This window comes from [Phormidium] sp. LEGE 05292, from assembly GCF_015207735.1.
In the GTDB taxonomy this organism is placed as follows: Bacteria; Cyanobacteriota; Cyanobacteriia; order Cyanobacteriales; family Aerosakkonemataceae; genus Floridanema.
Genome location: NZ_JADEWG010000035.1, coordinates 15,431 through 42,117, shown reverse-complemented (window position 1 = coordinate 42,117; position 26,687 = coordinate 15,431). Strand labels below are relative to the sequence as shown.

At 39.1% G+C, this 26,687-nt stretch carries 29 protein-coding genes; 14 read left to right on the top strand and 15 right to left on the bottom strand.

Features of this window, described 5'->3' with window-relative positions; genetic code table 11:
• Positions 1–111: 111 nt before the first annotated feature.
• Positions 112–783, bottom strand: a complete 672-nt coding sequence (purQ, locus tag IQ264_RS12490) for a phosphoribosylformylglycinamidine synthase subunit PurQ (RefSeq protein WP_193981107.1) — start codon at positions 781–783, stop codon at positions 112–114.
• The gene (gene purS / locus IQ264_RS12485) at positions 780–1,055 is read right to left on the bottom strand and encodes a phosphoribosylformylglycinamidine synthase subunit PurS (protein ID WP_193981106.1); all 276 of its coding nucleotides are present in this window, start codon (positions 1,053–1,055) and stop codon (positions 780–782) included. The genes purQ and purS overlap by 4 nt, the downstream gene beginning before the upstream one ends.
• Positions 1,056–1,200: 145 nt before the next feature.
• On the opposite strand from purS, the gene IQ264_RS12480 reads away from it, so the two are divergent.
• Positions 1,201–1,629, top strand: coding sequence for a Fur family transcriptional regulator (locus tag IQ264_RS12480; protein WP_193981105.1), 429 nt, complete (start codon positions 1,201–1,203; stop codon positions 1,627–1,629).
• Positions 1,630–1,723: 94 nt separating this feature from the next.
• Complete coding sequence (locus IQ264_RS12475; protein ID WP_193981104.1) at positions 1,724–2,287, top strand: hypothetical protein; 564 nt, start codon at positions 1,724–1,726, stop codon at positions 2,285–2,287.
• A 134-nt stretch (positions 2,288–2,421) separates the two neighbouring features.
• On the opposite strand, the gene IQ264_RS12470 is transcribed toward IQ264_RS12475, so the two are convergent.
• Positions 2,422–3,606 (bottom strand): McrC family protein, encoded by a 1,185-nt coding sequence (locus IQ264_RS12470; protein ID WP_193981103.1) that lies wholly within the window; start codon positions 3,604–3,606, stop codon positions 2,422–2,424.
• The gene (locus IQ264_RS12465) at positions 3,584–5,623 is read right to left on the bottom strand and encodes an AAA family ATPase (protein WP_193981102.1); all 2,040 of its coding nucleotides are present in this window, start codon (positions 5,621–5,623) and stop codon (positions 3,584–3,586) included. Before IQ264_RS12465 ends, IQ264_RS12470 begins: the two co-directional genes overlap by 23 nt.
• Positions 5,624–5,912: 289 nt before the next feature.
• Between IQ264_RS12465 and IQ264_RS12460 the strand changes: the two genes are divergently transcribed.
• Entirely contained in the window at positions 5,913–6,299 is a 387-nt protein-coding gene (locus tag IQ264_RS12460; protein WP_193981101.1) for a hypothetical protein, read from the top strand.
• Between the two features lie 93 nt (positions 6,300–6,392).
• Here the strand turns inward: IQ264_RS12460 and IQ264_RS12455 are convergent, their stop codons facing one another.
• From IQ264_RS12455 to IQ264_RS12445, 3 genes are all read right to left on the bottom strand, one after another.
• Positions 6,393–7,031 carry a Uma2 family endonuclease gene (locus IQ264_RS12455; RefSeq protein ID WP_193981100.1) on the bottom strand — a complete coding sequence of 213 codons (639 nt, stop codon included), beginning with the start codon at positions 7,029–7,031 and terminating at the stop codon, positions 6,393–6,395.
• A 133-nt stretch (positions 7,032–7,164) separates the two neighbouring features.
• A complete protein-coding gene (locus tag IQ264_RS12450; protein ID WP_193981099.1) occupies positions 7,165–8,139 on the bottom strand; it encodes an SPFH domain-containing protein in 975 nt (324 codons plus the stop codon).
• Between the two features lie 36 nt (positions 8,140–8,175).
• Positions 8,176–8,742: an NfeD family protein gene (locus tag IQ264_RS12445; RefSeq protein ID WP_322744674.1), complete on the bottom strand. Its 567-nt coding sequence runs from the start codon at positions 8,740–8,742 to the stop codon at positions 8,176–8,178.
• 383 nt (positions 8,743–9,125) lie between these two features.
• On the opposite strand from IQ264_RS12445, the gene IQ264_RS12440 reads away from it, so the two are divergent.
• Positions 9,126–10,490, top strand: a complete 1,365-nt coding sequence (locus tag IQ264_RS12440; protein ID WP_193981098.1) for an RNA-guided endonuclease InsQ/TnpB family protein — start codon at positions 9,126–9,128, stop codon at positions 10,488–10,490.
• A gap of 35 nt (positions 10,491–10,525) precedes the next feature.
• Positions 10,526–12,379 carry a PP2C family protein-serine/threonine phosphatase gene (locus IQ264_RS12435; RefSeq protein ID WP_193981097.1) on the top strand — a complete coding sequence of 618 codons (1,854 nt, stop codon included), beginning with the start codon at positions 10,526–10,528 and terminating at the stop codon, positions 12,377–12,379.
• A 140-nt stretch (positions 12,380–12,519) separates the two neighbouring features.
• Here IQ264_RS12435 and IQ264_RS12430 read toward each other — a convergent pair whose 3' ends face one another.
• Complete coding sequence (locus IQ264_RS12430) at positions 12,520–12,996, bottom strand: DUF29 domain-containing protein (RefSeq protein WP_228061488.1); 477 nt, start codon at positions 12,994–12,996, stop codon at positions 12,520–12,522.
• Positions 12,997–13,389: 393 nt separating this feature from the next.
• Here IQ264_RS12430 and IQ264_RS12425 point away from each other — a divergent pair, with 393 nt between their 5' ends.
• The 6 genes from IQ264_RS12425 (at position 13,390) to IQ264_RS12400 (ending at position 17,415) form a co-directional block, all read left to right on the top strand.
• Positions 13,390–13,809: a hypothetical protein gene (locus tag IQ264_RS12425; protein ID WP_193981095.1), complete on the top strand. Its 420-nt coding sequence runs from the start codon at positions 13,390–13,392 to the stop codon at positions 13,807–13,809.
• A 69-nt stretch (positions 13,810–13,878) separates the two neighbouring features.
• Positions 13,879–15,843, top strand: a complete 1,965-nt coding sequence (locus IQ264_RS12420; protein ID WP_193981094.1) for a tetratricopeptide repeat protein — start codon at positions 13,879–13,881, stop codon at positions 15,841–15,843.
• A gap of 183 nt (positions 15,844–16,026) precedes the next feature.
• Entirely contained in the window at positions 16,027–16,281 is a 255-nt protein-coding gene (locus IQ264_RS12415; RefSeq protein WP_193981093.1) for a DUF6364 family protein, read from the top strand.
• On the top strand, positions 16,278–16,709 hold the full coding sequence (locus IQ264_RS12410) for a PIN domain-containing protein (RefSeq protein WP_193981092.1): 432 nt from the start codon (positions 16,278–16,280) through the stop codon (positions 16,707–16,709). Before IQ264_RS12415 ends, IQ264_RS12410 begins: the two co-directional genes overlap by 4 nt.
• Positions 16,710–16,849: 140 nt before the next feature.
• On the top strand, positions 16,850–17,083 hold the full coding sequence (locus IQ264_RS12405) for a DUF433 domain-containing protein (protein WP_193981115.1): 234 nt from the start codon (positions 16,850–16,852) through the stop codon (positions 17,081–17,083).
• Positions 17,080–17,415 (top strand): DUF5615 family PIN-like protein, encoded by a 336-nt coding sequence (locus IQ264_RS12400; RefSeq protein WP_193981091.1) that lies wholly within the window; start codon positions 17,080–17,082, stop codon positions 17,413–17,415. Before IQ264_RS12405 ends, IQ264_RS12400 begins: the two co-directional genes overlap by 4 nt.
• Positions 17,416–17,517: 102 nt before the next feature.
• Here IQ264_RS12400 and IQ264_RS12395 read toward each other — a convergent pair whose 3' ends face one another.
• Complete coding sequence (locus tag IQ264_RS12395) at positions 17,518–17,871, bottom strand: DUF5615 family PIN-like protein (protein ID WP_193981090.1); 354 nt, start codon at positions 17,869–17,871, stop codon at positions 17,518–17,520.
• Positions 17,868–18,104, bottom strand: coding sequence for a DUF433 domain-containing protein (locus tag IQ264_RS12390; RefSeq protein WP_193981089.1), 237 nt, complete (start codon positions 18,102–18,104; stop codon positions 17,868–17,870). The genes IQ264_RS12395 and IQ264_RS12390 overlap by 4 nt, the downstream gene beginning before the upstream one ends.
• A gap of 306 nt (positions 18,105–18,410) precedes the next feature.
• Here IQ264_RS12390 and IQ264_RS12385 point away from each other — a divergent pair, with 306 nt between their 5' ends.
• The gene (locus tag IQ264_RS12385; RefSeq protein ID WP_193981088.1) at positions 18,411–19,214 is read left to right on the top strand and encodes an SDR family NAD(P)-dependent oxidoreductase; all 804 of its coding nucleotides are present in this window, start codon (positions 18,411–18,413) and stop codon (positions 19,212–19,214) included.
• Positions 19,215–19,613: 399 nt separating this feature from the next.
• On the opposite strand, the gene IQ264_RS33415 is transcribed toward IQ264_RS12385, so the two are convergent.
• From IQ264_RS33415 to rpiA, 4 genes are all read right to left on the bottom strand, one after another.
• On the bottom strand, positions 19,614–19,742 hold the full coding sequence (locus IQ264_RS33415; RefSeq protein ID WP_265583033.1) for a hypothetical protein: 129 nt from the start codon (positions 19,740–19,742) through the stop codon (positions 19,614–19,616).
• A 136-nt stretch (positions 19,743–19,878) separates the two neighbouring features.
• Positions 19,879–20,262: a toxin-antitoxin system TumE family protein gene (locus IQ264_RS12380; RefSeq protein WP_193981087.1), complete on the bottom strand. Its 384-nt coding sequence runs from the start codon at positions 20,260–20,262 to the stop codon at positions 19,879–19,881.
• 13 nt (positions 20,263–20,275) lie between these two features.
• Complete coding sequence (locus tag IQ264_RS12375) at positions 20,276–20,542, bottom strand: hypothetical protein (protein ID WP_193981086.1); 267 nt, start codon at positions 20,540–20,542, stop codon at positions 20,276–20,278.
• A 241-nt stretch (positions 20,543–20,783) separates the two neighbouring features.
• Complete coding sequence (gene rpiA / locus IQ264_RS12370) at positions 20,784–21,497, bottom strand: ribose-5-phosphate isomerase RpiA (protein WP_193981114.1); 714 nt, start codon at positions 21,495–21,497, stop codon at positions 20,784–20,786.
• 211 nt (positions 21,498–21,708) lie between these two features.
• Between rpiA and IQ264_RS12365 the strand changes: the two genes are divergently transcribed.
• Positions 21,709–24,315 (top strand): tetratricopeptide repeat protein, encoded by a 2,607-nt coding sequence (locus tag IQ264_RS12365; RefSeq protein WP_193981085.1) that lies wholly within the window; start codon positions 21,709–21,711, stop codon positions 24,313–24,315.
• Positions 24,315–24,596, top strand: a complete 282-nt coding sequence (locus IQ264_RS12360) for a DUF3288 family protein (protein ID WP_193981084.1) — start codon at positions 24,315–24,317, stop codon at positions 24,594–24,596. The genes IQ264_RS12365 and IQ264_RS12360 overlap by 1 nt, the downstream gene beginning before the upstream one ends.
• Positions 24,597–25,146: 550 nt before the next feature.
• Here the strand turns inward: IQ264_RS12360 and IQ264_RS12355 are convergent.
• The gene (locus tag IQ264_RS12355; RefSeq protein WP_193981083.1) at positions 25,147–26,655 is read right to left on the bottom strand and encodes an MlaD family protein; all 1,509 of its coding nucleotides are present in this window, start codon (positions 26,653–26,655) and stop codon (positions 25,147–25,149) included.
• Positions 26,656–26,687: the final 32 nt, after the last annotated feature.

Genomic DNA, 26,687 nt, shown 5'->3' with positions numbered 1-26,687 from the left:
GTAATCGTAGAAAGGCGGAAATAAACAGAAGTGACGAAGCGTAAATTTATCTAAAACCCTCTTCCCTTCTGCTTTCTGCCTTATCTCATCCATCAATTTTCCTGCCTACTATCACACTCCCACTGCTACTTTCAACAACCCTTCAAACAACTTAAATCCATCGGTTCCCCCTAACATTTTATCGGATGCTCTTTCCGGGTGTGGCATCATTCCCAACACATTTCCTTTCTCATTGCAAATCCCAGCAATATTATTTAAAGAACCGTTGGGATTTTCACCTTCGTAACGGAACAATACTTGACCGTTATCTTCCAAACGTGCCAAAGTATCAGCATCGGCGTAATAATTTCCTTCACCATGAGCGATCGGCAAAGTTATCACTTCGGCTTTTTGATATAATTGCGTCCAAGGTGTATCTGTGCGTTCAACACGCAAGGGAATGCGATCGCAAATAAAATGCAAATCTCGATTTCTCACCAACGCCCCAGGTAACAAACCCGCCTCAGTCAGCACTTGGAAACCATTGCAAATACCCAACACCAACTTACCTTTGTTTGCGTGTTCCACTGTAGCTTGCATTACTGGGGAAAAACGAGCGATCGCACCACAACGCAAATAATCTCCGTAGCTGAAACCGCCCGGAACAATCACCACATCTAAATCCGAAATATCCGTTTCCTCATGCCAAACCATTCTAGTTGGTTGCTTGAGCAAATCGCGAGTCACATAAAGGACATCGCGATCGCAATTTGAACCCGGAAAAACTAACACCCCAAACTTCATACCTTCGCCTCCACAGGAGTAGACACCTCAGTTAACTCAAAGCGATAATTTTCGATTACCACATTTGCCAATAAGCGATCGCAAATTATATCAAGCTGCTGTTTTGCAGCATCTTCCGACTCAGCAGTGATATTTAATTCAATGTACTTTCCTATTCTCACCTGTTCCACATTCTCATAACCCATGTGCTTCAACCCCGACTGCACCGCCACACCAGCAGGGTCTAAAACCGAAGGTCGCAGAGTAACATAGATGCGAGCATGATATTTCATTATCCTATCCTCACCGATAATAGTTAATGTGCCAGCCTTTTTATTTTAGAGTGGTACTCGACACCCGATGGTTAATCTAATAACTAAGCTATTTGAGATAGGGTAGAAAAAAGGCATAGATCTGGTTCAAACTGGGATTATACGAATGAAAACACAACACACACGCAGTCAAAAAAGAATATTAAATTTTCTCCAAAGCGTCAACCGAGCAATTTCCGCCCAGGATATCTATGTAGAATTGCGAAATCAGAACCAAGGCATGAGCTTGGCTACAGTTTACCGTGCTTTAGAAGCGTTGAAACGAGAAGGCGCACTTCAGGTAAGAATGCTATCCAACGGCGAATCACTTTACAGCTGTACTCAGCAAGACAAGCACCATCTTACTTGTTTAGAATGTGGCAAATCTATTTCATTAGATAAATGTCCAGTTCAAGAATTAGAAACTCAACTGCACAATTCTTACAAATTTAAGATTTACTATCACACATTGGAGTTTTTTGGACTGTGCAACATCTGTCAAGCAGCGCAAGTTTCTGGTAATAGTGAAGATCGATTAGGTTTAGATCCAGCTTAAAATTATTAAAAATAACATCATCGCTAAAGGAGTTTCTATGTCCTCTGATAAAATATTGAATCAATAGGTCAAATTCCTGCCAAATCTACACCCAATGACCCGATTTATTCACGATCAATTTGCCAAAGATTACTTAGAGAAATTACTAACACCTTACGGAGTAGTTCAAGCACCTCGCAGAGTAGCTGGAGAAGTCAGAGAAATCGATGTTTGGTTTGCTCCCAATTCTCAGCCAAACTCACCTCCAGAAGATTTAGGTTTACTAGGAAGATTGGCAACCAGTATCTCCATTTTTGAACCATATCGCAATGCAGCAAGCGACGAAGAAATAGGCGATTGTTTGTTAAAAATATTAGAAGTCAGAGGTGAATTGCGCCGAGAAGCAAATCAAGTTCAAGACGAAGAAGATCGAGAGTTAATTATGAGATTAGCACCCCTTTATCAGCAAGATCGAGAACAAGCAATGCAGCAAGGAGTTCAGGAGGGAGAACGCTTGGTGGTGGAGAACTTGTTGCGAGTACGCTTTGGTTCTTTAGATGCAGAACTTTCATCTGTAATCGATCGCCTACTATTATTACCACCAGAAGAGTTTACTCCCTTGCTGCTGCAATTATCCCGTGAGGAACTTTTAGCTAGATTTGCACAACCAAATTCCTAAATTCAAAGCTGAACTTGTGGCAAAACTTTCATTTTATTCAAAAGGCGATCGCTTAATTGTTCCCAAAGTAAGCGATCGCTTATTAATAAACTTATCCGCCAACCGTCTAACACCTAAATCAATCTTTTTCATAGTTAGAAAAATAACTCTTTTAAAAAGCTTTTACCAGCATCTTCAAGGTTGCCATCTAAAGAGAAGGTTAGGCTACGAACTCGGATATTTCCAATCAACGTATCTAACGGATACTTAAGGGAAGTTGGATAAACTAAAATTACTTCTTGGCATTCTTTAGAAACAGCATAAGCGATAACTTGTGCCACGTCTTTGGCTGCTGGTGAATCAGGAGTTTTGTATTTTGTATCAAGTATGTAGCGTGCTTTTTCAGTTAAAGCTTCGTAGAGAATTATATCTGGTATAAATGTTATATTACTGCTAATATTTATCGGTTCCTGACGTTTAAAAAATAGGTGAGATGGCAGTTTTTTTTCTAGCCATTTGGCGACAAAAAGTTCATAAAGTTTTGCCATGTCAATTAGAAAGGGTAGCATGGTGCGATCGCCTATTTGATGACTTGGCCCCGCACTTTCGACAAAGAATCGGCAGAGTGAATGTAATAATTGATAATCTTGGTTAAGATAATTGTAAATTCTTCCAATACAATCTTCTGGCTGAAATTCCTTGAGCGTCACTAATCCTTGTAAAGCGTGATATGCTTGGCGGACTGATGGTGGAACTGGAACCTGTTCTGTCCACAAACTGCTATTAATAATAATATCAAGTGTCCAAGCAAGTATTTGATTATCTTCAATATCAACTGTCTGTTCGTCGTAGTGGCATTTCAGCTTAATATTCCAAGGTTTTTTAATAGCATTTTGTATATCTATTCGTCCGCGAACAAAAGTTAAATAATCTGTTTTTGGCACATAAGCGCGGTATAATCCTTGACTTTCTCTGTCTATAATTCGTTTAGCCAGTAAGTTGGCTATGTGACTGTAAATATCTTCTATTTTATCACAATTTATGTATCCTTTCCCAAATTCCAAATCATCAAATTTGTAAGCATACTCCAACATTCTGAAAATATTCCCTACTTCTACTTTCGGTTTTAAGTAGAGGATAATTTCTGGAGTTAATGGTATATAGCCTACCCATCCCTTTGATTTTATTTTCCATTTATTTTTTGTTTTTGGTGAGGGAAAGTCTACTTCAACTTCTTTTTGATATTTCTCCCACAATAAATTCCAGGCACGATCCAAATAATCGTGATTAAACATTATATCTTGATATTCTTCTATCTCAACTGTTTGTATTGGAACCATCAGATTTCTTTATTTTTTTACAAATTTGGTTGATCTCATCCCATGTCAACTTCTCATCCAATATCAACTTATTTAGTTCCTCATTAAGAATAAATGAATTATCTTTGAGATAGGGCGTAATTTCCATTTCCCATATATCCTTAATGTGGGCAATGTAGCTTTCTTTATCAAGTTCTTTGTTCAAAAGTGTTTTATCCAATAAAAAGAAAGAGACTCCCAGCTGAAAGTTGTCATTTTTAATTCGGTCATTGATATACTTTAAAGCATATTTTAAGTCATCTATAGGAAAGTTTGTTCCCTTATAATAAAAATCCAAAATGTCAGGGTTTGGAGGAAGATGAAGAAATGCAAAGCGTCGTCGCAGAGCATTATCTATGGGAGAGACAGAGCGATCGGCTGTATTCATAGTACCAATAATCCGAACATTTTCCGGTATTCCAAATAGTTTGCCATTGCCAGCTAGTCGTATTTCTTCATCACGATATTCAAGCAAATACATTAACTCACCAAATACGCTAGAAAGATTTGCGCGGTTAATCTCATCAATAATTAAAACACAAGGCTTACCTTTGTGAGATTCAGCTTTTTTACAGAATTTCCGAAATCTACCCTTTTCCCATTTATATTTGATTTGCCCATTAACTTCTCTTGATAATTGCTCATCTGTACTTGGTTCATCTTGAGATTTTTCCTTAACTATTTCAGGACGAATACCTTGGATGAAATCTTCATAAGAATAGGATGGATGAAATTGTACTATATCCCAGCGAGTGCCCTTGCCCTCGTCCCCAGTTTTAGTTAAGTGTTTAGCTAAATCTTTTGCCAAAAATGTCTTACCTGTACCTGGTGGGCCATATATAATCACTTGCTTTTTACGTTCAATAATTCGTATCCATCGATCTAGTTCATTCTCTGGAAAAGCAAATTTTTGAGTTATATCAGGCAGGATCAATACTTCCTTCTGGTTATTATTATTTATTTTATTGTTGATGTATTCTTTATGTCCTTTTATAAATTTTTGTTTTATGCCAATGGCTGTATAAACGTTTGAGTAATTAAATGGGTCGTTAATAGAATCGCCTTTAGCTGCCAAATAAGTTTCAAGAGTACGAACCCTAGTGGCATCCGATCTTTCTTTGTCTTTTTCCTTATTAGCCGTACAGCTTTCTTGTAGTGCTTCTTCTCTTGTACCCACTTTAACAGTAGCACAGATTTCCTCTAAATTAGCCTCTATACTAGCAGCAACTCTGTAAAATCCATCTACTAAAACAAGAAAGCCATCGATATTATAAACTATAATTTGCTCGGTTTTTTGGGGTTGTATATATTCCTTTAATTCATTTAATTTTTCAATTTTAAATTCATTATCTTGATGAAATTCACGTAATCGCCAAATGTTTTTTATTTTTAAAAACACTTCATGTTGCTCTTGATTAAATGTTGATTTGATTTCATTTATTTGCTCAGGTATATCCTCTATGCGATGGTATTGATAAAACGGTTGAACCGTTCGACCGCGAATATCTGGAAATGGAACAAAAGCGTCATTAAATCTACGATAAATTCGCTCACCATTATTATCGTCTTTAAAAACAAATTCTTTGCCTGATTGACACGGAATATAGATAACCGAAACCAAGTTACTCTGAACCGTATTTTCCAATGGTATATCCCTTCGCTCTATTTTACTAAAAAGTTCGCTATCAATTTGCTTTTTAATACTGTTATAATACGCATTAATTTGCTTTAAAGTAGTTCCTGTTTTCAGACTCATAGTGCCATACTTATTATCTGCATTGACTCCTAAAATACACCAGCCGCCCTTAGTGTTGGCGAAAGAAGTAATGGCTCTAACAATTTTATTAATTTTGGGTTTTCGCATCAGATCTGTTTCATTATCAGAAATGTTGTGATATTCAATGTAATAACCAGCTTTTACTTTGTCATCAACCAATTTATGCAAATCATCAATAGTTAAATCATGAACTGATTTATCGAAAGGATACCAATTTTGCATTAAGCCTCCTAACTTTACTCTTGATTAATAAATCGAGTTACTGGCTAAGAGGTAAAAAGTGCGATCGCACCATCTACTCTACCCTACCTCAGCAGATCTCATAACCTAGCGTAGCTTATAGTACCCGTAGATTTCCACATTGCAGAGTATAACAAAAAAGATGAAAGCAAAAATTTACGATAGGAATACCTCAAAATGAATGGCTGGCAAATTTGCAATTTCATAGTAAAATATTATATGGTCAGCAGTTCCAAATAACAGAAGAATCTTTTTAAAAGGTAATAAATTTATGACTACAGAAGTTACTCAAAACGTTCTATCTGTCAAGACTGAATATCTCTACGAGCTGCTAGAAAGAATTAAGCAAAGACCGGGTATGTATTTAGGTAAATGTTCAATTACCCGTCTGCGAATGCTGTTAGACGGATATGGTATGGCTAGAATGGAACTTGGCTTACCTCGAACAAATCAAGAACAAGAATTTAACGGGTTTCAAGAGTGGGTACAGGAAAGATTTAATATTACTTCATCTCACGGATGGGATAGTATTATTCTCTTTTATTCAGCAGATGAAAGAGATGCTTTAGATAAGTTTTTTGAGTTGTTTGAAAAATTTCAAAATGGAGAAAGTCCTTTACCACATAAGGTTGTTATTAATCACACCGAGAAAGCGTAGGAATGTAGAGACGTTGTATACAACGTCTCTACAGGGTGTTGGAAAAAGGATATTAAGATCGATCGACCGGACATGATATTAATTGGTAATAGCTTATTTCTCACTCGCTAATTTTTGCCGTAAGTTGCGAATGGCTGTGCTGGTATTGCGATCGCCAGCCACCCGAAAACACTCTACCAAAATTTCTGATATATTGATCGTGGGAAAATAGTGGCTGTTATTGACAACTTCATAGCCTTCTTCCCCATAGTTATAAATCACCAAACCTTTCCTTTTATATATCCAAACTTCCGGCACTTTGTAGGGCAAATAATCATTTATATCAGTGTAAGTAGTCACATCTATTTCTATTACTAAATCAGGAGATGGATCGACACCCCAATTAATCCGAGGTTTACCTGCAACAGCCGCCCAATTATCAATATAAAAACAGTAATCTGGTTCAATTCCCCTAATTTCGGGCAAATCCATTGTAATTGGAGTAAATGCCTCGTAATCTCGCTCTAAATAATCGAGTAAAACCTTGACTACATCTGCGATTATATTGGCTTCACGTCCATGAATAGGTAGAGGTGACATTAACAAAATTTCTCCGGGTCGATATTTGATGCGGGGGATAGATCGATCGCCCAACTGCTCAACCAATTTTTGATAATCTTCCCAACTCCCAGGTAGTCTTAAAATTGCCCCTGGAGGCAAATGAATTTTTTCTGGTGTCACAACAGCAAACATTTAAATTTCACCTCCTTGTTGGGTACTGGGTACTAGGGACTGGGGACTGGGAAATTTTGACTAGGATTTACATGATAATCAGAATTAATCAATCCTGATTATCATGTAAATCCATAAATCCTGGTTTAGATTCCTAACTTCCCTTGACTCCTCCATTATTTACATCCCCGACAATAGCTTTCATTCCTTCTAAAGAAGCGGGAATACTCCGGGGGTCCATAAACATTACCTTGCTGCTATCGCTGCTACCAATTTTTGTTCCCATTTCTAAATAATTCTGAGCAATCAAATATTGCAAAGCTTCTTTCGCATTGGGATCAGTTTGCAGAATCTTACTGATAATTTGCAAAGCTTCTGCTGTAGCTTGGGCTTTCAAAACTTGTTGCTGGCGTTCCGCTTGGGCTTTTAAAACAATGGTTTTTTGTTGTGCTTCTGCATCTAAAATCACCGCTTTTTGCCGTGCTTCTGCATCTAAAACTTGCGCTTCGGCTCTACCTCTGGCAGAATTAATTGCAGCTTCTCTTTCCCCTTCAGATGTGAGAATTGCCGCCCGTTTTTTCCGTTCCGCAGACATTTGCAATTCCATTGATTCTTGAACTGCCCTAGAAGGAACAATATCTCGTAATTCTACCCTAGTGACTTTAACTCCCCAAGGATCGGTAGCTTCATCCAAATCGCGCAAGAGGATTTCATTAATTTGAGAACGAGCGGTAAAGGTTTCATCTAATTCTAATTTGCCCATTTCCGATCGAATTTGAGTCAGCACTAAATTCACCATTGCTGATTGGAGATTTTCCACTTTGTAGTAAGCTTTTTCCAAATCTAAAATCCGCCAATAAACTACAGCATCCGCAGTAATTGAAACGTTATCGCGGGTAATACATTGTTGGGGGGGAATGTCTAAAACTCTTTCCCGAATTGTGGCTTTATAAACAATTCGATCGACCACCGGAACCACAAAATTTAGACCAGGTTGTAATTTTTTTCCATTGTATCTACCCCAAGATTCTACTAAGGCTTCATTCCCTTGATTAATCACTTTAACTGTACTTGAAACCGCAGAACCGCCTAAAACTAGAAATATGATGAAAGCAAAAAATGATTCCATTTTTTTATCCTCTTTGTTGTTGGGGAATTTGTTGTTTCACAATTTATCGGGTAAGACAATTAAAGTTGTGCCTTCTCTGCCGATCACGTAAACTTTTTCATTAGGTGCGATCGCTTTTGTTTCATCACTACAACGCGCCCGCCATGAATTCCCTTCGTATAAAACTCTTCCTGTTTGTCCGGGCAAAATTTCGCTGATTGTTTGCGCTTCTACTGCATCCCTAATAGCAGATGTTTTCCGTTTTGGTGCCAAGCGACGGAAAAGCAAAAGTAAAGCTACCGAAAGCAGTAACCAGAGTATAACCTGTAAAATAGGCGACGGCATTAAGGGAGCAACTAAAGCTACAATTATCGCAGCTACTCCCATAATCACCGCAGTATAAGCTGTAGGTAAAACGAATTCCACCAAACACAGCCCTGCCCCAAACAATAACCAAAGTAAACTAGGACTGATGGTGAACGATAACGCTACCGTTGCGATTAATCCCATCAGCGAATGATACTCGGTAGTTGGTAGTGAATAGTTGCTAGTTGCAACTAATGTCATGAATAAATCATCCAAAAGCATATTGATATTCATTGCCTGTACTTTTATAGTTAACATGAAGTAATTATTCTCAGAGGCAGATAAGATGGAAAAAAATCCAAAGATTTGTTGACTACATCACTTTATTTATGTCTTTTCCGTAAGAAAATGTAACTTTTTGAGACACACTCTGATTTCACAAAACCGCGAAATTCCCTATACCTCTATAGGGTGGGGATGGATAGCGGGGAAAAGTTAGGGAGTCCGACCCCCTAACTTTTCCCATCTGCCACCTGATTGGTTACAAATGTAATCTTTGACTATTTGCAATGGAGCGCCACTCCAGGAAACTATACACTTGGAATCATGCGACAGTTTCGCCTTACCCCAATAATGCCTTTTCGATCTCTGATTTGTATCTGAAAATATCTAGTGACATAAACAAAGGAGGTGAGTAACGCTTGACCACAAGAAGACAAACATTTCGACTGTATCCAAACAAAACTCAAGAGAATCAACTATTTGTTGCACGTCGCAATCATGCCTACTTGTACAATGCTTGCGTTGCTCACCGTCGTTATAAGTGGAGAGCAAACAAGAAAACCGTCACCTATTTTGAGCAGCAGAATTGTCTGCCAGCTTTCAAGAAAGAATGGGTTGAATTTGCTGATCTTCACTCTCAATCTTTGCAAGCCACTGTAAAACGGGTTGATTTAGCTTATGGTGGATTCTTTCAAGGATTAAGAAGATTACCTAAGTTCAAATCAATTCGTAATTATTCCGGCTGGAGTTATCCAGCTAAATCTGGATGGAAAGTTAATAGCAATGGCAAACATGGTAGCGTTACCCTCAACGATTTAGGTATTACGATCAAAATGCGTGGTAAAGCTAAACAGTGGGGGATTCCTACTACTTTAACCATTGCGTACAAACCAGGTAGAAATCAGTGGTTCACATCTATAACTGTTGATATTCCCACTGTTGAATGTAAATTTGGTTCTCAATCGGATTTGAGTTATGAATCAATTGTTGCTTTTGACTTAGGAACCCAAACAGCCATAACTCTCTATGACGGAGAAGAGTTTACTGAATTAGAAAACCCTCGTTTTACTCAGAAATCTGAGCAGAAAATCAAGCGGAAATCTAAGGCTTTGCGGCGGAAAGTTGCCCCAAATAGGAGTAAAAGAATTAAAGGTTCTAGACGTTGGAAGAAAGCTAGAAAACAAATATCTAAACTACAAAGAAAAGTCTCCAACCAGCGTTCAAATTGGCAACATAAAGTCACATCAGATATTGCTAGTCGTTATGACATCGGTGTGACAGAGCAGCTTAATACTAAGGGTATGACGCGCAAAGCTAAGAAAGGTAGTAAACGCAAAAAACAAAAAGCCGGATTGAATAAATCTATCCTTTCTGTTGGTTTTGGGGCGCTCAATAAAATGATTGCCTACAAAATTGAGCAGAAGGGAGGGTTGATGTTGATACTACCTACAAAACAAATAAAACCATCACAGCGTTGTCCTGAATGCGGAGTTGTCCACAAGCATTGGGCAGAGTTATCGAATCGATATCATATCTGCGATGCTTGTGGTTTTGAAATACCTCGTGATAAAGGTTCTGTGATGGTTATGTATAATGTTGCAACAAAGGCGCAACCGGGGTTTGGAACGAGCCTCGAAGACTGCGGATGTCTAAGCTCTACTAATTTGACCCGAAAGCGTAAGCATACTGGCTCAATGCAGCAACTTGGGCAAATGAAACGTCAAAAATCTTGTCGGAAGTCGGATGGGATTTCAGAAACCCCGTCCGTCTATACGGCGGGGTAGTTCATTATCTAAATCTATTTTATTCAAGAAGTTCTATGAATAGTTCCCAGCCGTCAATGAATCGTTATCTTTGGGCATCTGACCCAGTTTCCGCCCAAATTTCTCCTGGAGTGCTAATAAACGATAGGTATCAAGTAATTGCACCGCAAATTTGGCTGGATACGCAACCAGAAGCACCGCCCTACGTTCCCCAAGAATTACCAGAAGAAATTATTCCCTATCTGCGCTTATTTCCCCAGCGTCTTCATATTCCCGAAGTTTATGGTGTAGCTGTTTTAGGGGAAGAACCAAACACCGCAGAAGTGATCTTGCTAGAAAATGTGCCGATCGATCCTGAAGGCAATCTCTACCCTGCTATTGTAGAACAATGGCATCACACCAAGGCAATCAGACAAGTTTATTGGCTGTGGCAAATTCTCCAATTGTGGACACCCCTATCAGAATTAGGAGTAGCATCAAGTTTACTAATACCTGAAAATATCCGCGTGCAAGGCTGGCGAATTAGGCTGTTGCAACTATTTAGCGATCGGACCATTTCCACCTATCCTCAACCAAGTTTAACAGCTTTGTGTGATTGTTGGTTAGAATGGATTGCTGGCGCTCATCCATCAGTTTTAGGCAGATTAGAACAAATTTGGCAACAAATTGGCAATCCGCAAAAATCTTTAGACGAAATTTCTTTAGAATTAAATCAGTTATTGTTAGAAAAAGCCGCCGAACTTCCCCTACGATTACAAGTAGCTGGCGGTACAGACCAAGGGCCAATGCGTTCCAGCAACGAAGATTCTTGTTATCCTACAGAAGCAGATTTGCGATCGCTAACAGAGCCACCTAACGACTTATTAATTCCTAATTTTACCTTAGTTTGTGATGGTATTGGCGGACATGAAGGCGGCGAAGTTGCCAGTTTAATGGCATTGCAAACCCTGAAATTACAAGTGAGAGCATTATTAATTGAAATAGCCCAACAACCAGAAATAGTCCCCCCAAATATTATCTGCGAACAACTCACCGCAATTATTCGTGTAGTCAATGACCTGATTGCGAAACAAAATGATTCCCAAGGGCGAGAAATGCGCCAAAGAATGGGAACAACTTTAGTCATGGGATTGCAAATACCGCAAAAGATTAATAAACCAGATGGCACAGTTTTAGAAAATGCCCACGAACTTTATATTGCCAGTGTTGGAGATAGCCGAGTTTACTGGATCACCGCTGATTATTGTCAGCAATTAACCATAGATGATGATGTCGCAACTAGGGAAGTACGTTTAGGGCGCAGTCTTTATCGAGAAGCATTGCGACGAGTTGATGGTGGTGCTTTAACTCAAGCATTAGGAACGCGAGAAGCGCAAATTTTGCGTCCTACAATTGGGCGATTTATTTTAGAAGAAGATGGGATTTTATTATTATGTTCTGACGGATTGAGCGATCGAAACACAGTAGAACAATCTTGGCAGGAATTTGCTAAACCTGTGTTAAAAAATAAGATTTCTTTAGAAGCTGCGGTGCAATCTTGGATTGACTTAGCTAATGAGAAAAATGGGCATGATAACACTTCGATCGTACTCACCCGTTGTTTACTTTCTCCCGAACCACCTGCACTATTTGAACCCAAAAAAGTAGAAGCAGAACTCCCAACTGCTGCATATCCCGTAGAAACTGAACTAACAGAAGCTTCTAAAGCATTATTGTATTCGCCAGCTACTCAGCCAGAAGCAGGGGAAACAGTTGATGTGCAAACCGTGAAACAGGGTACTTGGTTAACAGTATTGACAACTTTAGCAATTTTAGCAGCGTTGGGTTTAATAGGTTATGGACTTTGGCGATCGTTCGTTCCTCCAACTACCCCACCAGCACAAGAAACACCAGTAAATACTAACGAATAAATCGGAGGTTTGTTAATCTGAAAGCGTGCGAATCCCATCCTCACTTTAGATTATGATTACTCAAATTCCTGCCTCGCAATTATCAATTTCCTCGAACCCTTGTAGAGACGTTGTATACAACGTCTCTACAATCTTTGAAATTAATTAAGCAAGTCTTCATCAGAATCAAGTTGAATTCCTGGCAAATAGTCCGGGTTTTCTATTTGTTCCTGCTGATAAGAAACTTCAGAAGGGAAGTCTCGAAGTTTTATACCTGTTTCCTTAGCAGCTAAAATCACCCCACGTTCGTAAGCTTCTGCGATTGCTTCTGGTAAATAAGGCTTTAAACTAGGATTATCTTTTAAAAGTTGACGAATTGCACAACGTTGTTCACGAATGGTTAAATACCAACTTCTAGATCTGCGATCGGTTTGATATTGCCACTTTAGTAAGTGTGCGATTAAAACTATTAGCCGATTTACTAATTCTCGCCTTTCTTGTTTACCCAAAGATTCTATTTCCTCTATCAAATTGTCAATATCAAGATTGTTTAGGTCACGCTGACGCAATAACTGGACTTGTTTTTGAGTCCAAGCGTAAAAATCAGTTTCATATAAGTTTGCAAGTGGAAGGTTCATGGTTTCTTCCTCAGATGACTTGATATCCATTTTATCTTACCGTTGTTAAAGTGATGTTCCCTTCCCCTAATATCATGTCCGGTCGATTACCCATAATGTAGAGACGTTGCATGCAACGTCTCTACAGGGTTTCGGATTAAGGATATTAAGGTTGATTAGCCGGACATGATATAAGTTGGAAATTTGCCAAGTCTTAGCTCAGTTTTCCGTTTTATAAATGCTCTCTTACCCAATTACGAAATGCTCTCATCGTCGCATTTCTCCCCACAACTTTGCTTTCTTCAACTTTCTGATGAATCACCTCGCGTAACAGGGATAATCAAAGTTAAGCCGACAGACAGACACTAAGGGCGTAGACTAAAATAGAGACGATTATCTCTAAGTTTAAAATTTATGTCACTGGAAATCCTGGCAGCAAAGATTGTGGAAATCGCTTTTGGCAAATTAGTAGAAACTGTGTTTGGCAAAGGTATTGAGGCAGGTTTAGCTAAAGTAGAACCTTTGCGTAAAAAGATTTGGAATAAGTTGAAAGGTAACTCAGAAGCGAAAGCGGCTTTAATTGAGGTTGAGAAAAATCCATCCCAGCCTAATATAGCGCAGGTGGCTAAGTTTCTCGATGAGGCAATGGTTAGAGATGCCGTATTTGCAAAGGAAATTCAGGCTATAGCGCAACAAATCAACCAAGAAATTAACCTCAGCACAACGGAAGACAAATGGAAAATCCAGATTATTCGGGATAACGCCAAAGGCTACCAAGTTGAGAATGTAAAGGCTGACAATGTACAGTTTGGCGATGTTCATCACCATCACTGACTCTCTGGTAGCCAAAATCGTCCTACTTCCGTTAACCTCATCGACACGCCGCCGAGTCTGAAAGATTGGGTGGGGCGAAAAAAGGAAATTGAAGAACTGCAAACATGGTTGGCAGATCCCGATATTAAAACAATTGGGATACAAGGTTTGGGAGGAATCGGCAAATCTTCCCTAGCGGCTTATCTCTACCAAAACTCTAGCTTTGCAGCTAAATACTGGGCGGATGTCAGCCAAAAGCCGGATTTTGCCGCATTTGCGGAAAAAACGATCCCAGCTTTGGGGGGAAACGTTACCCAGACAGGCGACACTACCCAATTGATTAACGATTTGCTGAAATGTCTGCGTCAGCAACGGTGTTTGCTGGTAATTGATAATTTGGAAACGCTGCTGAATGAGGCGCGAGAGTTCCCAGATTCAGCTTACCAGCAATTGTTTAGTCGCTGGTTGCAGCAGGGAGACACCAGTACCCTGTTGCTGACTACCCAGGAACAGCCGAAACTGTTGCAAGCACAAAAGAATTGGTATCTTTTGGCGGGGATGACTCCCAGCGATGGGGCGGAATTGTTGCAAAAGTTGGAGATTCAGGGAACGGTTGAGGAATTGGCAGCTTTGGCGGCGAGTGTGGATGGACACCCCCTAACGTTGCAGCTGGTGGCTGGTTTTTTACGGCAATACTGCCATTCTCAGCTAAGTGGTGTGGCGGAATTGGGATTACAGCAGTTTGATTTGGTATACCATCAGGCGGAAGGTGTGCATCGGGATAAGCAGGATGCGCGGTTAGAGTGGATTTTGGAACAGCATTTGCAACGTTTGAGTCAGGAACAGCAGAATTTTTTGGTTAATTTGAGTGTTTATCGCCAACCGTTTGATTTTCGGGCGGCGGGGAGGATGTTGGAAGATCCCCCCAACCCCCCTTACCAAGGGGGGCTAGAAGAAATCGGAAACCCCCCTTTTGAAGGGGGGCTAGGGGGGATCTCTTTGGCAATTGTGAAGGCTTTGCGGGAATTATACAACCGTTCTTTGTTGCTGGAAACTGAAGTTAAAGGCTATTACAAATTTCAGTTTTTGGTACAGGAATATTTGCAAAAGCAAGGAACGGATTTAAGTGCTGCACATGAAATAGCGATCGATCATTATAAGTCGCAGGTGAAACCGCAGCCTTGGGAAACGCTTGAGGATGTAAGGGAATATTTGGAAATTTTTTATCATCTTTGTCAGTTGCAAAGATATGGAGAAGCGTTCGACGTTATCTATGATCGATGTGGTAATTTTGCTTGCAATGATTTCTTGAATTTACAGGGTTACAGCAAGCTGCGGATTGAAATGTACAGCAAGTTAATAAATTCCTGGGAACCCATTAATGAAGAAGATAAATTGCGATTTGCCGCAGTATCAACTTCGTTAGGCAATTCTTATGAGTTTTTAGGAGAATATTACCTAGCAATTGACTACCATAAAAATTCGCTGAAAATTTATCAAGAGATTAGCGATCGCAAAGGTCAAGCATATTCCCTGGGTAATATAGGCAATGCTTACTACTGGCTTGGAGAATATCATAAGGCGATTGATTCTCATCATCAATCTTTGAAAGTAAAACAGAAAATATCTGATAGCAGAGGTATAGCTAATTCATTCAATAATTTAGCCAATATTTATAACGATATTGGACAGTATAAGCAAGCAATTCATTGCGGTAGGCAATCTCTGGAAATCTTTTATAAAAAAGGTGATTTAGATGGTCTAGCATATTCTTATGGAAATTTAGGTAATACTTACTTCTATTTGGGAAAATATAAACAAGCCATTAAGTTTTATAAGCTGCAATTAGAAATTAGTCATAATTACTCTAAGATAGTAACAACAAGAGTAACAGCAAATACATGGTTTAATTTAGGCAATGCTTTAGCAGAATTAAATAGAAAATCAGACGCAATTGTTGCTTTTCTCAAGTCTCGTCAACTATTTCAAAAATTGGAACTCGATGAATATGTTAAAATGGCTGACAATGCAATTGAGCAGATAGAAGCAAATTAGCAGAAGTAAAGAAACAATTGGAATTATCACAGTAAGAACTATTTAAAATAAATTTCGCCCACACCCGCCCGGAAATCAATTTCCGGGCTAATAGCAAAAGTCGGTTAAAACCGACTAAAAACTTAAACAAAAATCTATTTATGACGTACTATAATATATATAGTATACGTCAAATATTATTATATGCAAACAAAACTCACCTTACGCCTAGATGAAACCTTAATTGCTAAAGCAAAAAACTGGGCAAAATCGCGTAATGTTTCCCTTTCTGAAGCGGTAGCAGAATTTTTTGAACATCTACCAGAACCCGATCGACCTTTGCAATTGAGTACATGGACTCAAAGCTTAGTGGGAGCGATCAAAGCAACTGGAGAAATCCCAAATGATGAAGCTTTACGCGAAGAATATATCGATTATCTAGAAGAAAAATATCAGTGAAACGAGTGTTATTTGATAGCGATGTCGTGCTTGATGTTTTATTAGAAAGACAGCCTTTTTTCGCAGCTTCCGCTTTAGCACTTGATGCGGTTGGACAAGGTAAAGTAGAAGGATATATAGCCGGACATAGTATTACGAATATCTTCTATTTACTGAGAAGACATTTGGGAAACGAGAAAAGTCGAGAAGTGCTGATGAATTTGATGTCTAAAATGGTAACTGCTGGCGTAACAGATGCAGTAATTCGCTCTGCTTTTTCCAGTGGCTTTAAGGATTTTGAAGATGGGGTTACTTATGGGGCGGCGGCGGGTGTATGGGTAGATTATATCGTTACTCGCAATATTAAAGATTTCCGATCGGGAAGTATTCCCGCCATGCTGCCGGAAGTCTTTTCTAATATTATATCAGTTTCGGAGGATGGAGGATGAATAGAATGACGATCGAATTACACCCAGAATATTTAACCAAAAACGGCAAGAAAGAATTTGTTGTCCTCGTAAAAGCGATCGCATCTCCATTTCAATCACAATACTACAATTTAGATGTTCCAACAAATTGCAATTTAAATATGACTCAACTTTCTCCTTTACTTAATCGCATCACCCAAAATCCTGGGCAATGTGGGGGTAGACCTTGTATTCGAGGAATGCGAATTCGAGTTAGTGATATTTTAGAAATGTTGGCTGATAATGTCAGCAAAGAAGAAATTTTAGCAGATTTTCCCGACCTAGAAGCTGAAGATATTCAAGCTTGTTTGTTGTTCGCAGCACGCCGTACTGAATTTCCTAGAATCACAGCATGAATATTTGGATTGATGCCCAACTTCCACCGAGTATAGCAGCTTGGTTATCTGCTACTTTTGGGGTAAATGCTATTGCTATTAAGGATTTAGGCTTAAGAGATTCCCAAGATACAGAAATCTTTGCAGCTGCCCGTACTGCTAATGCTGTGATTATGACTAAAGATAGCGATTTTGTTGATCTAGTAACTCGCCTGGGAATTCCACCGCAAATTCTCTGGGTAACTTGTGGAAACGTCACAAATAGAAATCTTCGCCAAATTTTCATCCAAACTTTTCCTAATGCCTTAAGATTATTGCAAGAAGGTGAAAGTATTGTCGAGATTAGCGGTTAATTTGCCAGATAAAATTGCAATTGAACCATGATGCAAGCAACAGTTAAACTGCAAAACACACCACAGCGATACATCTAGGGAAAGACGCGAAACAAAATAAAATTATTGATGTATAATGAGTGCGGTGCGACTCATTTCGATTAGCGAGTGCTGAGTAAAAAATTGAACTAACTGAGGTAAATTATTTTGGAACAACGCCTCAAGTTCTGCATTTGTGATATTGCCAGTTGTCACTAAAAGTAACTTATAAGGTTCTTGATGGATTAAAAAGCTATCAAAAAAATCTGAATCTTTAGTAATAACGATTCGCGATTCCTGAATTGAAATAGAGTTAACTTCAGTATCAGGTGTTGCATTGCTTAATGGCAAATCTCTGGTATGAATCGTATCATAACCAGCCGCTTGGAGAAACCGGGCTAAACGCACTGGTAATTGAGCATCTACAAGAAACTTCATTGGGCAATTTTATAAATACTTTTCACCTGAGTTAACCGAGTAGCAAATACTAAAGCTGCTAAAATATCATCCCGTTCTAAATCATCATAATCTGCTAAAATTTCCTCAATACTCATCCCAGCACTCAGTAACTCTAAAATAAATTCAACCGGATAACGCAATCCCCTAATGCAAGGTTTGCCATGACAGATATTTAGATCGATCGTAATTCGCTGCAAAAGTGGATGATTCATGTTACTATATTCTCAACTAAATTGAATTATAGCAGCCCATCTATAACAAAACTTGGCTGAAATTCCCTTAACTTAATATCAAGATGAGATTAACAGTTACATCGATCGCAATCGAATTCCCAAAGAGTTAATTGATCCATTTGTTCAAAATTCATGAGCAAAATTTTATGGTTTTTCAGGTCTAATTGAGATTGTGCAAGATCTGGGTAAACTGCAAAACACACCACAGCGATACATCTAAAGCAAGACGCGATCGCACAAACCCCTCCCTAACATTGTAGGAGTCGAAAGTCCCCCAGGATAATTATGAACAATTCGTTTTCTCGCCCTCTGGCTGTGGTTACAGGTGCTTCTAACGGCATTGGCTACGAACTTGCTAAACAGTTTGCTCGAAATGGCTTTGACTTGCTGATTACAGCTACCGGAGATAGCATCAATAAAGCAGCGCACGCTTTGGCAGAATTGGGTACTAAAGTTGAAACAGTAGAAGCCGATCTAGCTACTTATGATGGAGTTGAAAAACTCTACAACCAGATTCAAGCAACAGGTAGACCAGTAGATGCGATCGCTATTAATGCAGGTGTTGGCGTAGGCGGTGACTTTGCCCGTGAGACAGACCTCAAAGACGAGTTGAATTTGATTAACCTCAACGTCGTCTCCACTGTGCATCTTGCCAAACGGGTAGTTAAAGATATGATCGATCGCAATCAAGGTCGGATTCTCTTCACCTCTTCCATTGCTGCCCTCATGCCTGGGCCATTTGAAGCAGTCTACGCTGCCTCTAAAGCTTTTATCCAATCCTTTTCTGAGGCACTACGTAATGAGTTAAAAGATACAGGTGTCACCGTTACTTCACTGATGCCAGGGCCAACCGACACCAACTTCTTCCACCGTGCAGGGATGGACGACACCAAGGCTGGTGCAAACGAAAAGGATGACCCCGCACAGGTCGCTAAACAAGGTTTTGAGGCATTGATGGCAGGTAAAGATGCCGTGATTGCAGGTTCGCTGAAAACCAAAATTCAGGGCAATGTCAGTAAGGTGTTACCTGATACCGTCAATGCCGAACAGCACCGCCAACTGACTGAACCGGGTTCTGCTCACAAGTAATAAGAAATCCGGTTCTCCCTTACTTTTGGGGACTGGGGACTGAGGATGACAGGCAAGATGCCTGTCCTACGGGACTGGGATTTCTTATGGAATAAGCACTTCCTAATTAATTAGGTTTACTTATCACCATGAGTGTTGGAGAACCAGAGGACTAAATACTTAGGATTCAAAAGTTTCCAGTCCATTTCAATGGACTTGAGCTATTAGCTAAGGAATTGATTTCCGGGCGGGCTAAAACGCAGGTGCAAGATCTCAGTATTACCTTCTGCCCTCTGCCCTCTGCCTTCTGCCTTCTTCTATAACCGAGGATTTATGCACATTCATCATCTCAATTGCGGCTGTATGTGTCCGATTGGCGGGGCGCTGTTTGATGGCTTCAGTCGCGCAAGGCTCGGTTGTTCAATCAACAGCGGCTACGGGGGTTATCATGCGATCGAACAAAGGGCGTGCGCGTCTTTTGTAGTCACGACGCGGTTGAGTTAAAAGCGTTTGCTGATTATTCTTAAGGTTACACTGGCGATCGCGCATCGTGCCGTTATACCAAATCCAGGTTAAAAACCCCCTTTATACTCAATTTTTTTTTACCACGAAGACACGAAGAAAGAAGAAGAGGAGAACGATAACGGGGGTAGCTAACCCGAATTTGGTATTAAGTGTATCGGCTCTAGCTCAAAAAATAATCCATAAAGTCGATGAATTCTATAATATTTAGGCATTGACCAGATTCAACATTAGATTCTGAGCCAATATGAACATGATGGGGAAAATTGGGCAAATTTGGGTAATGCTTAACGCTATCCCAACGTTGTTTAAGGATTTGTTTTGAGACATCCATCCACTGATAACGGTAATCCAGGGTTATCAGTTCATTGTCCTGAATAGTGAAAGATTCGGCAATTTCTAGAAAATCATTATTCGTCAGAGTTAATCTGGCGCGAAAATACCCTCGATTCAATAGAACTCGCTCATCAACAATCTCGATCGAGGCAACGATTAGACTCGCATTCAGCTTTTCTTTAACAGCAACAAGGTATTGATCTAAATTCATCTATTCAGAAAGTCTAAACTTGAGCAGCATTTCGCATTTCGTAATAGGTATTCCACTCAAAGAATTCCATTGAATCTCCAAGTTCACCCGCTTGAAAGCGCTGATGAAAATCTTCCGATGACATCTGATATTTGGTTTCAAAAATTTTCAGACGACGATCTAAATCAGCCATTTGGTCTGGCAGTGAGTTTTTTTGTATTTTCATCTCTAGCAGTTGCCGTTCTTCATCTGAAAGTGAAAGAATGATTGCTGCTAAAGACTCAACTAATTTCTGATTCATAAGAACTCTAATTGAACAGGTAATATCATGTCTGTTTTTATCGGTTGTGTATGTGCAGGGCGAAGCATTCGGATATAAAGCTTTGGATTTATTGCAGAAATTATTGCCCTAATGCTGATGCCTCCGGCACGCTACGCGAACGCCTCTACCCTTAACTAAACAGTGTAGCTTAACGGGAGAGATAATTTATGAAACTAGGGGAATGGTGCGTTACATTGCACTAACGCACCCTACAGATAGTTTATTTGCTAATTTCTCGAACTGATGGTTGTCCGTCTTTTACTTCACCAACTAATACTAAATCGGTGACTCCAACGAATAAACCATTTTCTAAAACGCCGGGAATGTTGTTCAAGGTTTTTTCTAATTCTGCGGGATTATCAATAGAGTCAAATTTGACATCAATCACAAAATTTCCTTGATCGGTAACTACTGGGCCTGCTTTTTTTACACCCATTCTTAATTGTGGTTTACCGCCGAGTTTTTCGATCGCACGCATCACAGGCGAGTATGCCATCGGAATCACTTCTACTGGTAACAAAAATGTCGAACCAAGTTTATCTACTAACTTGGAACTATCCACAACTACAATGAATTGCTCGGCTAAACCATCAACAATTTTCTCACGAGTATGGGCTGCACCACCACCTTTAATTAAGTTTAAATTCGGGTCAACCTCATCCGCACCATCAATGGCAATATCAATACGATCGACTGCATCCAGCGTTGTCAAGGGAATGCCATATTGTCTCGCTAACACATCTCCCTGAAACGAGGTGGTAATGCCGACAATATCTTTCAGTTCGCCAGATTTTAGGCGTTCTCCTAAATATTCAATCATGAAAGCGGCAGTTGAGCCAGTTCCCAAACCGACTATAGAACCTGATTTTACGCGATCGGCTGCTGCTTTGCCGACCATTTGTTTCATCACTTTAGTAGCGTCCATCTCACTCATGCGGTAAACTCCAGTAATTAGTCCTTGATCATCGGTCATTCGTCATCTGGAACTAAAAAATCCCATGACAATTGACAAATGACAATTGACTGTTTAGTGTTAACTTTACTAGGGAATGGGAATTTCTCTAAGTGCTTTATCGCCAAGAGCATAATTTCCCAGTCGCTTATCCTCAGTCATCACTCACTATTTCCACCAGATGCAATCGCAAGTGAACTCTCCTACAGCTGAAAATTTCTGCAATACTGGCAATCAACTGAAGACAGAAAAAAGATTCGATGAAGCTATTGCCAGCTACCAAAAAGCTTTGCAACTGCAACCAGATTATGCAGAGGTACATTACCAGCTAGCTGAAATTTATTTTGTGCAAAGGAAGTTACGAGACGCGATCGCATTTTGCAACAAAGCAATTCAACTACAACCAGATTTCGCCCCAAATCACAAGATTTTAGGTAATATTTTACAAACACAAGGCAATTTAGAAGCGGCGCTGAATGCTTACGTTAAAGCGTTAGAATTAAATCCAGAATTTGCCGAAGCTTATATTAATCAAGGTAGTATACTTTCTAAACTGGGGCGGAATGAAGAGGCAATTGTTTCTTTGGAAAAGGCAATTGCTATTAACCCAAACATCGGGGCTGCTTATTGGAATTTGGCAAATGTATATTTGCAATTAGACAATTTGGAAAAGGTGGTTGAGTGTCGCAAGCAAGCATTTTCATTAGAACCAAAATTGGTGAATGCGGAAACTTTAAATGATTTAGGAACTGCGATCGGCAAATTAGGTGATTTTGAGGAAGCGATTAACTATTATCACAAAGCAATTGAATTACAACCAAATTATCATTTGGCGCACCTCAATTTAGGAGTTGCTTTGCGAAGAATCAGTAAATTAGATGCAGCCAAAGAGGAATTACAAATAGCAATTAAGTTAAAACCTGACGATCCTGAAGCATACAACAATTTAGGCAGTGTTTTAGTAGATCAAAATCAAATAGATGCCGGAATATTTAACTACGAGAAAGCATTGAAACTCAAGCCAGATTCGGCAGAGTATCATTTTAATTTAGGGACAGCTTTAGGACAGAAGGATAAGTTTACTGAATCAATTAAAGAATTACAAAAAGCTGTTGAATTACAACCAGATTTAGGTAAAGCTTACAGCAATATAGGGGCGATCGTATATCGCAAAACTAGAAAAGACGGTGAAATTAGCGGAGAATTATTTAACCTAGCAATTAACAGCCTTTTAAAAGCATTAGAAATTGATTCAGATCTGGAACTTGCCCATCTTTATTTAGCACAATTAATTACCTCTCCAGTCAGGGCTTCAGATTTTGGCGCTTTAAGACAAGCATCAGCAATATATTTAGAGAGAAGTACAGAAAAAAATCACTTAATAGCTGTATCCACATTTATTGGTACTCATGTCAAATCAGCATTAACTCAATTAGCTAAAGAAAAGTTTCTGGAAATTGAACCAGAAATTTACAATAGACTCGAAAAAATGAATAATATAGAGTTAAGCATCCTTTACAGCAATGTTCTGTTCAATCTGCATTATTTACGGGATGATTTAGCAGCAAATACCCAACTTTATCAGGCAGTTGGCAAAAAATATGCAGAGCAAATTATTGCCGCTAAACAAATTACAATCAGTCAACCTGAGAAGAAACAACTACCAACAACCAATTTAAAAATTGGGGTAATGTCTTCCCATTTTGCTAGACATTCGGTAGGTTGGTGTAGTGCAGATATTATTACAGAGTTAGGGAAGTTAACGCCTAATTTATATTTGTATTTTATGGGCGATCGCCAACCGGACGATCGCACCAAAATTTTTGAAAGCGCCGCAGCAAAATTTTATCGCCCCAAAGCTAAAGAAAACGGCGAATTTGATATTAACCAAATTGTCCAAGATATCGCCCAAGATGAATTAGATATATTAATTGAATTAGATTCTTCCACAATTCCCTCACAAGTAGAAGTAATCTATCATCAACCAGCATCAGTTTGTCTGTCTTGGTTAGGTTTTGAAGCGCCATTTACCAAAGAAAATAATTACTTCCTTTGTGACTGGAATACTCACCCCGAAGGTAGAGAAAAATATAACCGCGAACAGTTGGTAAGAATGCCAGATTCTTTTGTTGCTGTGGGTGGTTTTAAATCTACGCCAATTGATACTAAAGCAGTAAGAAAATCCCAAAGAATTGCTGAAGATCAAATAATTTATTTGTGCGTTGCACCTGGTTATAAATTGAACCCCGAACAGATTCAAGCACAAGTAAAAATTCTCAAAGAAGTACCTGACAGCATTTTAATGTACAAAGGTCACACAGGCGATCTCAAAGTAATTGAATCAGCTTATAAAACCGAATGCCAAGCGCAGGGAGTAGGTTTTCAACGCATTAAAATAATGTCTCGTAGCGCCAGCGAAGAAGAACATCGCCAGGTATATCAAGTAGCAGATATTATGCTTGATTCTTATCCTTACAATGGTGGAACTCATAACTTAGAAGCATTGTGGTTTAATTTGCCAGTAGTTACGAAAAGCGGCGAAACATATCTTTCGAGAATGGGTTACTCTTTCCTGAAAACCCTCTCTCTGAACGAATGTATTACTAACAGTTGGGATGAGTATATTGAGAAGGGAATTAAATTAGGGAAAGACCAAGGATTTCGGCAATCAATTAAGGAAAAGTTGCTACAATCTAAACAACCGGAAACTCTCTCACCTTTGTGGAATCCGCAAAAGTTTGCCCAAGATATGTACAAGGTTTTTGAGCAATTATTGGCAGAAAAATTGGGTAATAAGTGATGAAAAATCAAGAACAACAGCATCCTTTATATAAAGGCGATCGCGAAATTGTCGATCGGCTATTACAAACCGATCCAACTGATTACAATATGGCAGAATTAGCCCGTCTAAAAATCCGTTATCGTGGTTTTCCCGGCGCTAAAGATATTCAAACCGACTTAGAAAAAGTATTACAAAAATGGCAAATGGATGAAGAACAACTTTTTGTCACAACTCGTCAAATTCATGCTAAAGGATTAGTTTATAAAACTCGTGATAATGATAGTGAAGATTGGGCTTAATGGAAAAGTTATAGCAATCCTAAATCAATTATAAAAATGTCTTCTTCTCTTTCTTAGCCCCCCTTAATAAGGGGGGTTGGGGGGATCTAAACTTAGTAATCACAGCGTTAGATCCCCCCCTTACTCAAGGGGGGGAACTCCGAAAGAATTAATAATACCAAATCCGGCTTAGCTACCCCCGTTATCTTCTTGGGTTTCTTTCTTCTTCTTTCTTCGTGCTACGCACACGCTACGCGAACGTGATTCAAAAAAAGTAATCAAACAGGATTAAGTATAAAGGGGGTATTTAACCCGGATTTGGTATAACTAGCAACTTACGTTATTACTGAGATAAGAGTACCACGAGGCGGAGCCTCTATTTCTCGTTCCCAGGTTCAACCTGGGAACGAGGTCTTGGGAGGTTCTACCTCCTTTCTTTGCAAAATCTGAGTATTACAACGAAGTAACGCACATTCTAACTGTTCGTTGTGAGGACTTTAGTACTTCTTGAAGACAAAGGAACGACTGTTAGCGATAGCGGCGCGTTAGCGCTGTCGTTACAACGGATTAGTTAATTATTACTGTGGGATGATTTTTGAATTAAAGGTTTTCCATCTTTTCTACTAGCTGTAGTTTCTGGTATCGCAACATTCGGCTTGTTTTCAGTGGTAAAATTATCAGTAGGAGAGTGACCTATATTATTAGGTATTGGTAAATTTGTTGCTTCTTTCATTGGTTGTAAAAATTGGGCTACTTCCACTTGTTGTTCTAACTGTTCGGTAGAAGAAACTAAACCACTTAATCCATTAATCAAATTACGGAGATTTTGGCGGATTTTAGGATCGCCGATTAATTCATCTAAATCAGAGGTAATTTTTTGGGCATTTTGAAATGTTACTCTTGCTGAATCTAAGGTTTGTTGGATTGATAAAATAACTGTGGGGTCGTTTAAAGAGTTAGAAACTTTGCGTAAATTAGCTGATGCTTCTACCGCATTAGCAGAGAGGGTTTCTAAGTTTTGAATTATTTGTCCTTGGGCAATGCGATCGATCGCCGGACTCAATTTCCGCACAGAAACGCGCAAATCATCACTCGTTTGCTTCAAATTATTCAAAGTCACAACTAGCGCCCCTTGATTATTAGTAATTAAACTATTTAAATTACTCACTAAACCATTAACTTTACCAGTTGTAGACCTAAATTCGTCTAAAGTTCTATTCACTCTTCCAGTTGTTTGAGTAAAGGAAGAACCGAGTTGATTAGTAGTTACAGTAATTTGGTCAGCAGTTCGACCAATTCTATTAGCTGTCACGCCAAATTGATTAGAAACTTTGTCAGCAGTCACACCGACTCGATCGGTAGTTACATTTAATTTATCGGCAGTTACACTCAGTTTATCTGCTGTTACACCGAATTTATCTACAGTGCGACTAATAGAATTACTGGCATTGGAAATAGTTCCTAAATTTTGCCTCACTGATTGAGTTAACCCTGATAAATCACGAGTTAAAGTAACAACTCCTTCCGCTGCCTTTGAGGTATTACTAAGGGCTGAATTAATATTGTTAAAAAATTGCGGATCGGTGTAAATATTAGTGAATTTAACAGCAGCATTAATTAATTGATCGATACTAGCACCTGTTTGTCCTGCTAAACGATCGTTGTTACAAATAATTAGTTGTTGATTACAATTTTGGTCGAATGGGTTAACATTTTTCACATCAGCAATTACTTCTCTATTAGGAATAATATCAATACTATTTTCTCCTATTAAACCTGACTGTTGTGCCTCCACTCTAACATCACGAGGAATAGCTAAATCTGGTTCAGTAATTTGTACTAATACATCTACACCATTAACTTTTGGATCAATTCCTACAACTCTACCAACTGTGACACCACGATAGCGCACAGGTGTTCCTATTTGCATTCCTCCGGCATTTTCAAAAGTGACAGTAAACTGATAGTTACGTCTGCCAAAATAGATACCTTGTAACCACAAAAGTAAGCCAGCAAACAACCCTATTCCTAAAAATAATAATAAGCCTACCGAACCTTCTCTCATAGTACGCGATCGCATATTTCCTCTTCAACTTTCTTGCAAATTTTTCA

Coding starts and splice junctions, on each gene's coding strand:
- IQ264_RS12425 (WP_193981095.1), top strand. CDS start 13,390: ATGTCACTGGAAATCCTGGCAGCAAAGATTGTGGAAATCGCTTTTGGC.
- IQ264_RS12470 (WP_193981103.1), bottom strand. CDS start 3,606: ATGGTTCCAATACAAACAGTTGAGATAGAAGAATATCAAGATATAATG.
- IQ264_RS12450 (WP_193981099.1), bottom strand. CDS start 8,139: ATGGAATCATTTTTTGCTTTCATCATATTTCTAGTTTTAGGCGGTTCT.
- IQ264_RS12375 (WP_193981086.1), bottom strand. CDS start 20,542: ATGAATCAGAAATTAGTTGAGTCTTTAGCAGCAATCATTCTTTCACTT.
- IQ264_RS12465 (WP_193981102.1), bottom strand. CDS start 5,623: ATGCAAAATTGGTATCCTTTCGATAAATCAGTTCATGATTTAACTATT.
- IQ264_RS12385 (WP_193981088.1), top strand. CDS start 18,411: ATGAACAATTCGTTTTCTCGCCCTCTGGCTGTGGTTACAGGTGCTTCT.
- IQ264_RS12380 (WP_193981087.1), bottom strand. CDS start 20,262: ATGAATTTAGATCAATACCTTGTTGCTGTTAAAGAAAAGCTGAATGCG.
- IQ264_RS12455 (WP_193981100.1), bottom strand. CDS start 7,031: ATGTTTGCTGTTGTGACACCAGAAAAAATTCATTTGCCTCCAGGGGCA.
- IQ264_RS12355 (WP_193981083.1), bottom strand. CDS start 26,655: ATGCGATCGCGTACTATGAGAGAAGGTTCGGTAGGCTTATTATTATTT.
- purQ (WP_193981107.1), bottom strand. CDS start 783: ATGAAGTTTGGGGTGTTAGTTTTTCCGGGTTCAAATTGCGATCGCGAT.
- IQ264_RS12460 (WP_193981101.1), top strand. CDS start 5,913: ATGACTACAGAAGTTACTCAAAACGTTCTATCTGTCAAGACTGAATAT.
- IQ264_RS12400 (WP_193981091.1), top strand. CDS start 17,080: ATGAATATTTGGATTGATGCCCAACTTCCACCGAGTATAGCAGCTTGG.
- IQ264_RS12435 (WP_193981097.1), top strand. CDS start 10,526: ATGAATAGTTCCCAGCCGTCAATGAATCGTTATCTTTGGGCATCTGAC.
- IQ264_RS12430 (WP_228061488.1), bottom strand. CDS start 12,996: ATGAACCTTCCACTTGCAAACTTATATGAAACTGATTTTTACGCTTGG.
- IQ264_RS12395 (WP_193981090.1), bottom strand. CDS start 17,871: ATGAAGTTTCTTGTAGATGCTCAATTACCAGTGCGTTTAGCCCGGTTT.
- purS (WP_193981106.1), bottom strand. CDS start 1,055: ATGAAATATCATGCTCGCATCTATGTTACTCTGCGACCTTCGGTTTTA.
- IQ264_RS12390 (WP_193981089.1), bottom strand. CDS start 18,104: ATGAATCATCCACTTTTGCAGCGAATTACGATCGATCTAAATATCTGT.
- IQ264_RS12415 (WP_193981093.1), top strand. CDS start 16,027: ATGCAAACAAAACTCACCTTACGCCTAGATGAAACCTTAATTGCTAAA.
- IQ264_RS12445 (WP_322744674.1), bottom strand. CDS start 8,742: ATGTTAACTATAAAAGTACAGGCAATGAATATCAATATGCTTTTGGAT.
- IQ264_RS12480 (WP_193981105.1), top strand. CDS start 1,201: ATGAAAACACAACACACACGCAGTCAAAAAAGAATATTAAATTTTCTC.
- IQ264_RS12405 (WP_193981115.1), top strand. CDS start 16,850: ATGACTCAACTTTCTCCTTTACTTAATCGCATCACCCAAAATCCTGGG.
- IQ264_RS12360 (WP_193981084.1), top strand. CDS start 24,315: ATGAAAAATCAAGAACAACAGCATCCTTTATATAAAGGCGATCGCGAA.
- rpiA (WP_193981114.1), bottom strand. CDS start 21,497: ATGAGTGAGATGGACGCTACTAAAGTGATGAAACAAATGGTCGGCAAA.
- IQ264_RS33415 (WP_265583033.1), bottom strand. CDS start 19,742: ATGCGCGATCGCCAGTGTAACCTTAAGAATAATCAGCAAACGCTTTTA.
- IQ264_RS12475 (WP_193981104.1), top strand. CDS start 1,724: ATGACCCGATTTATTCACGATCAATTTGCCAAAGATTACTTAGAGAAA.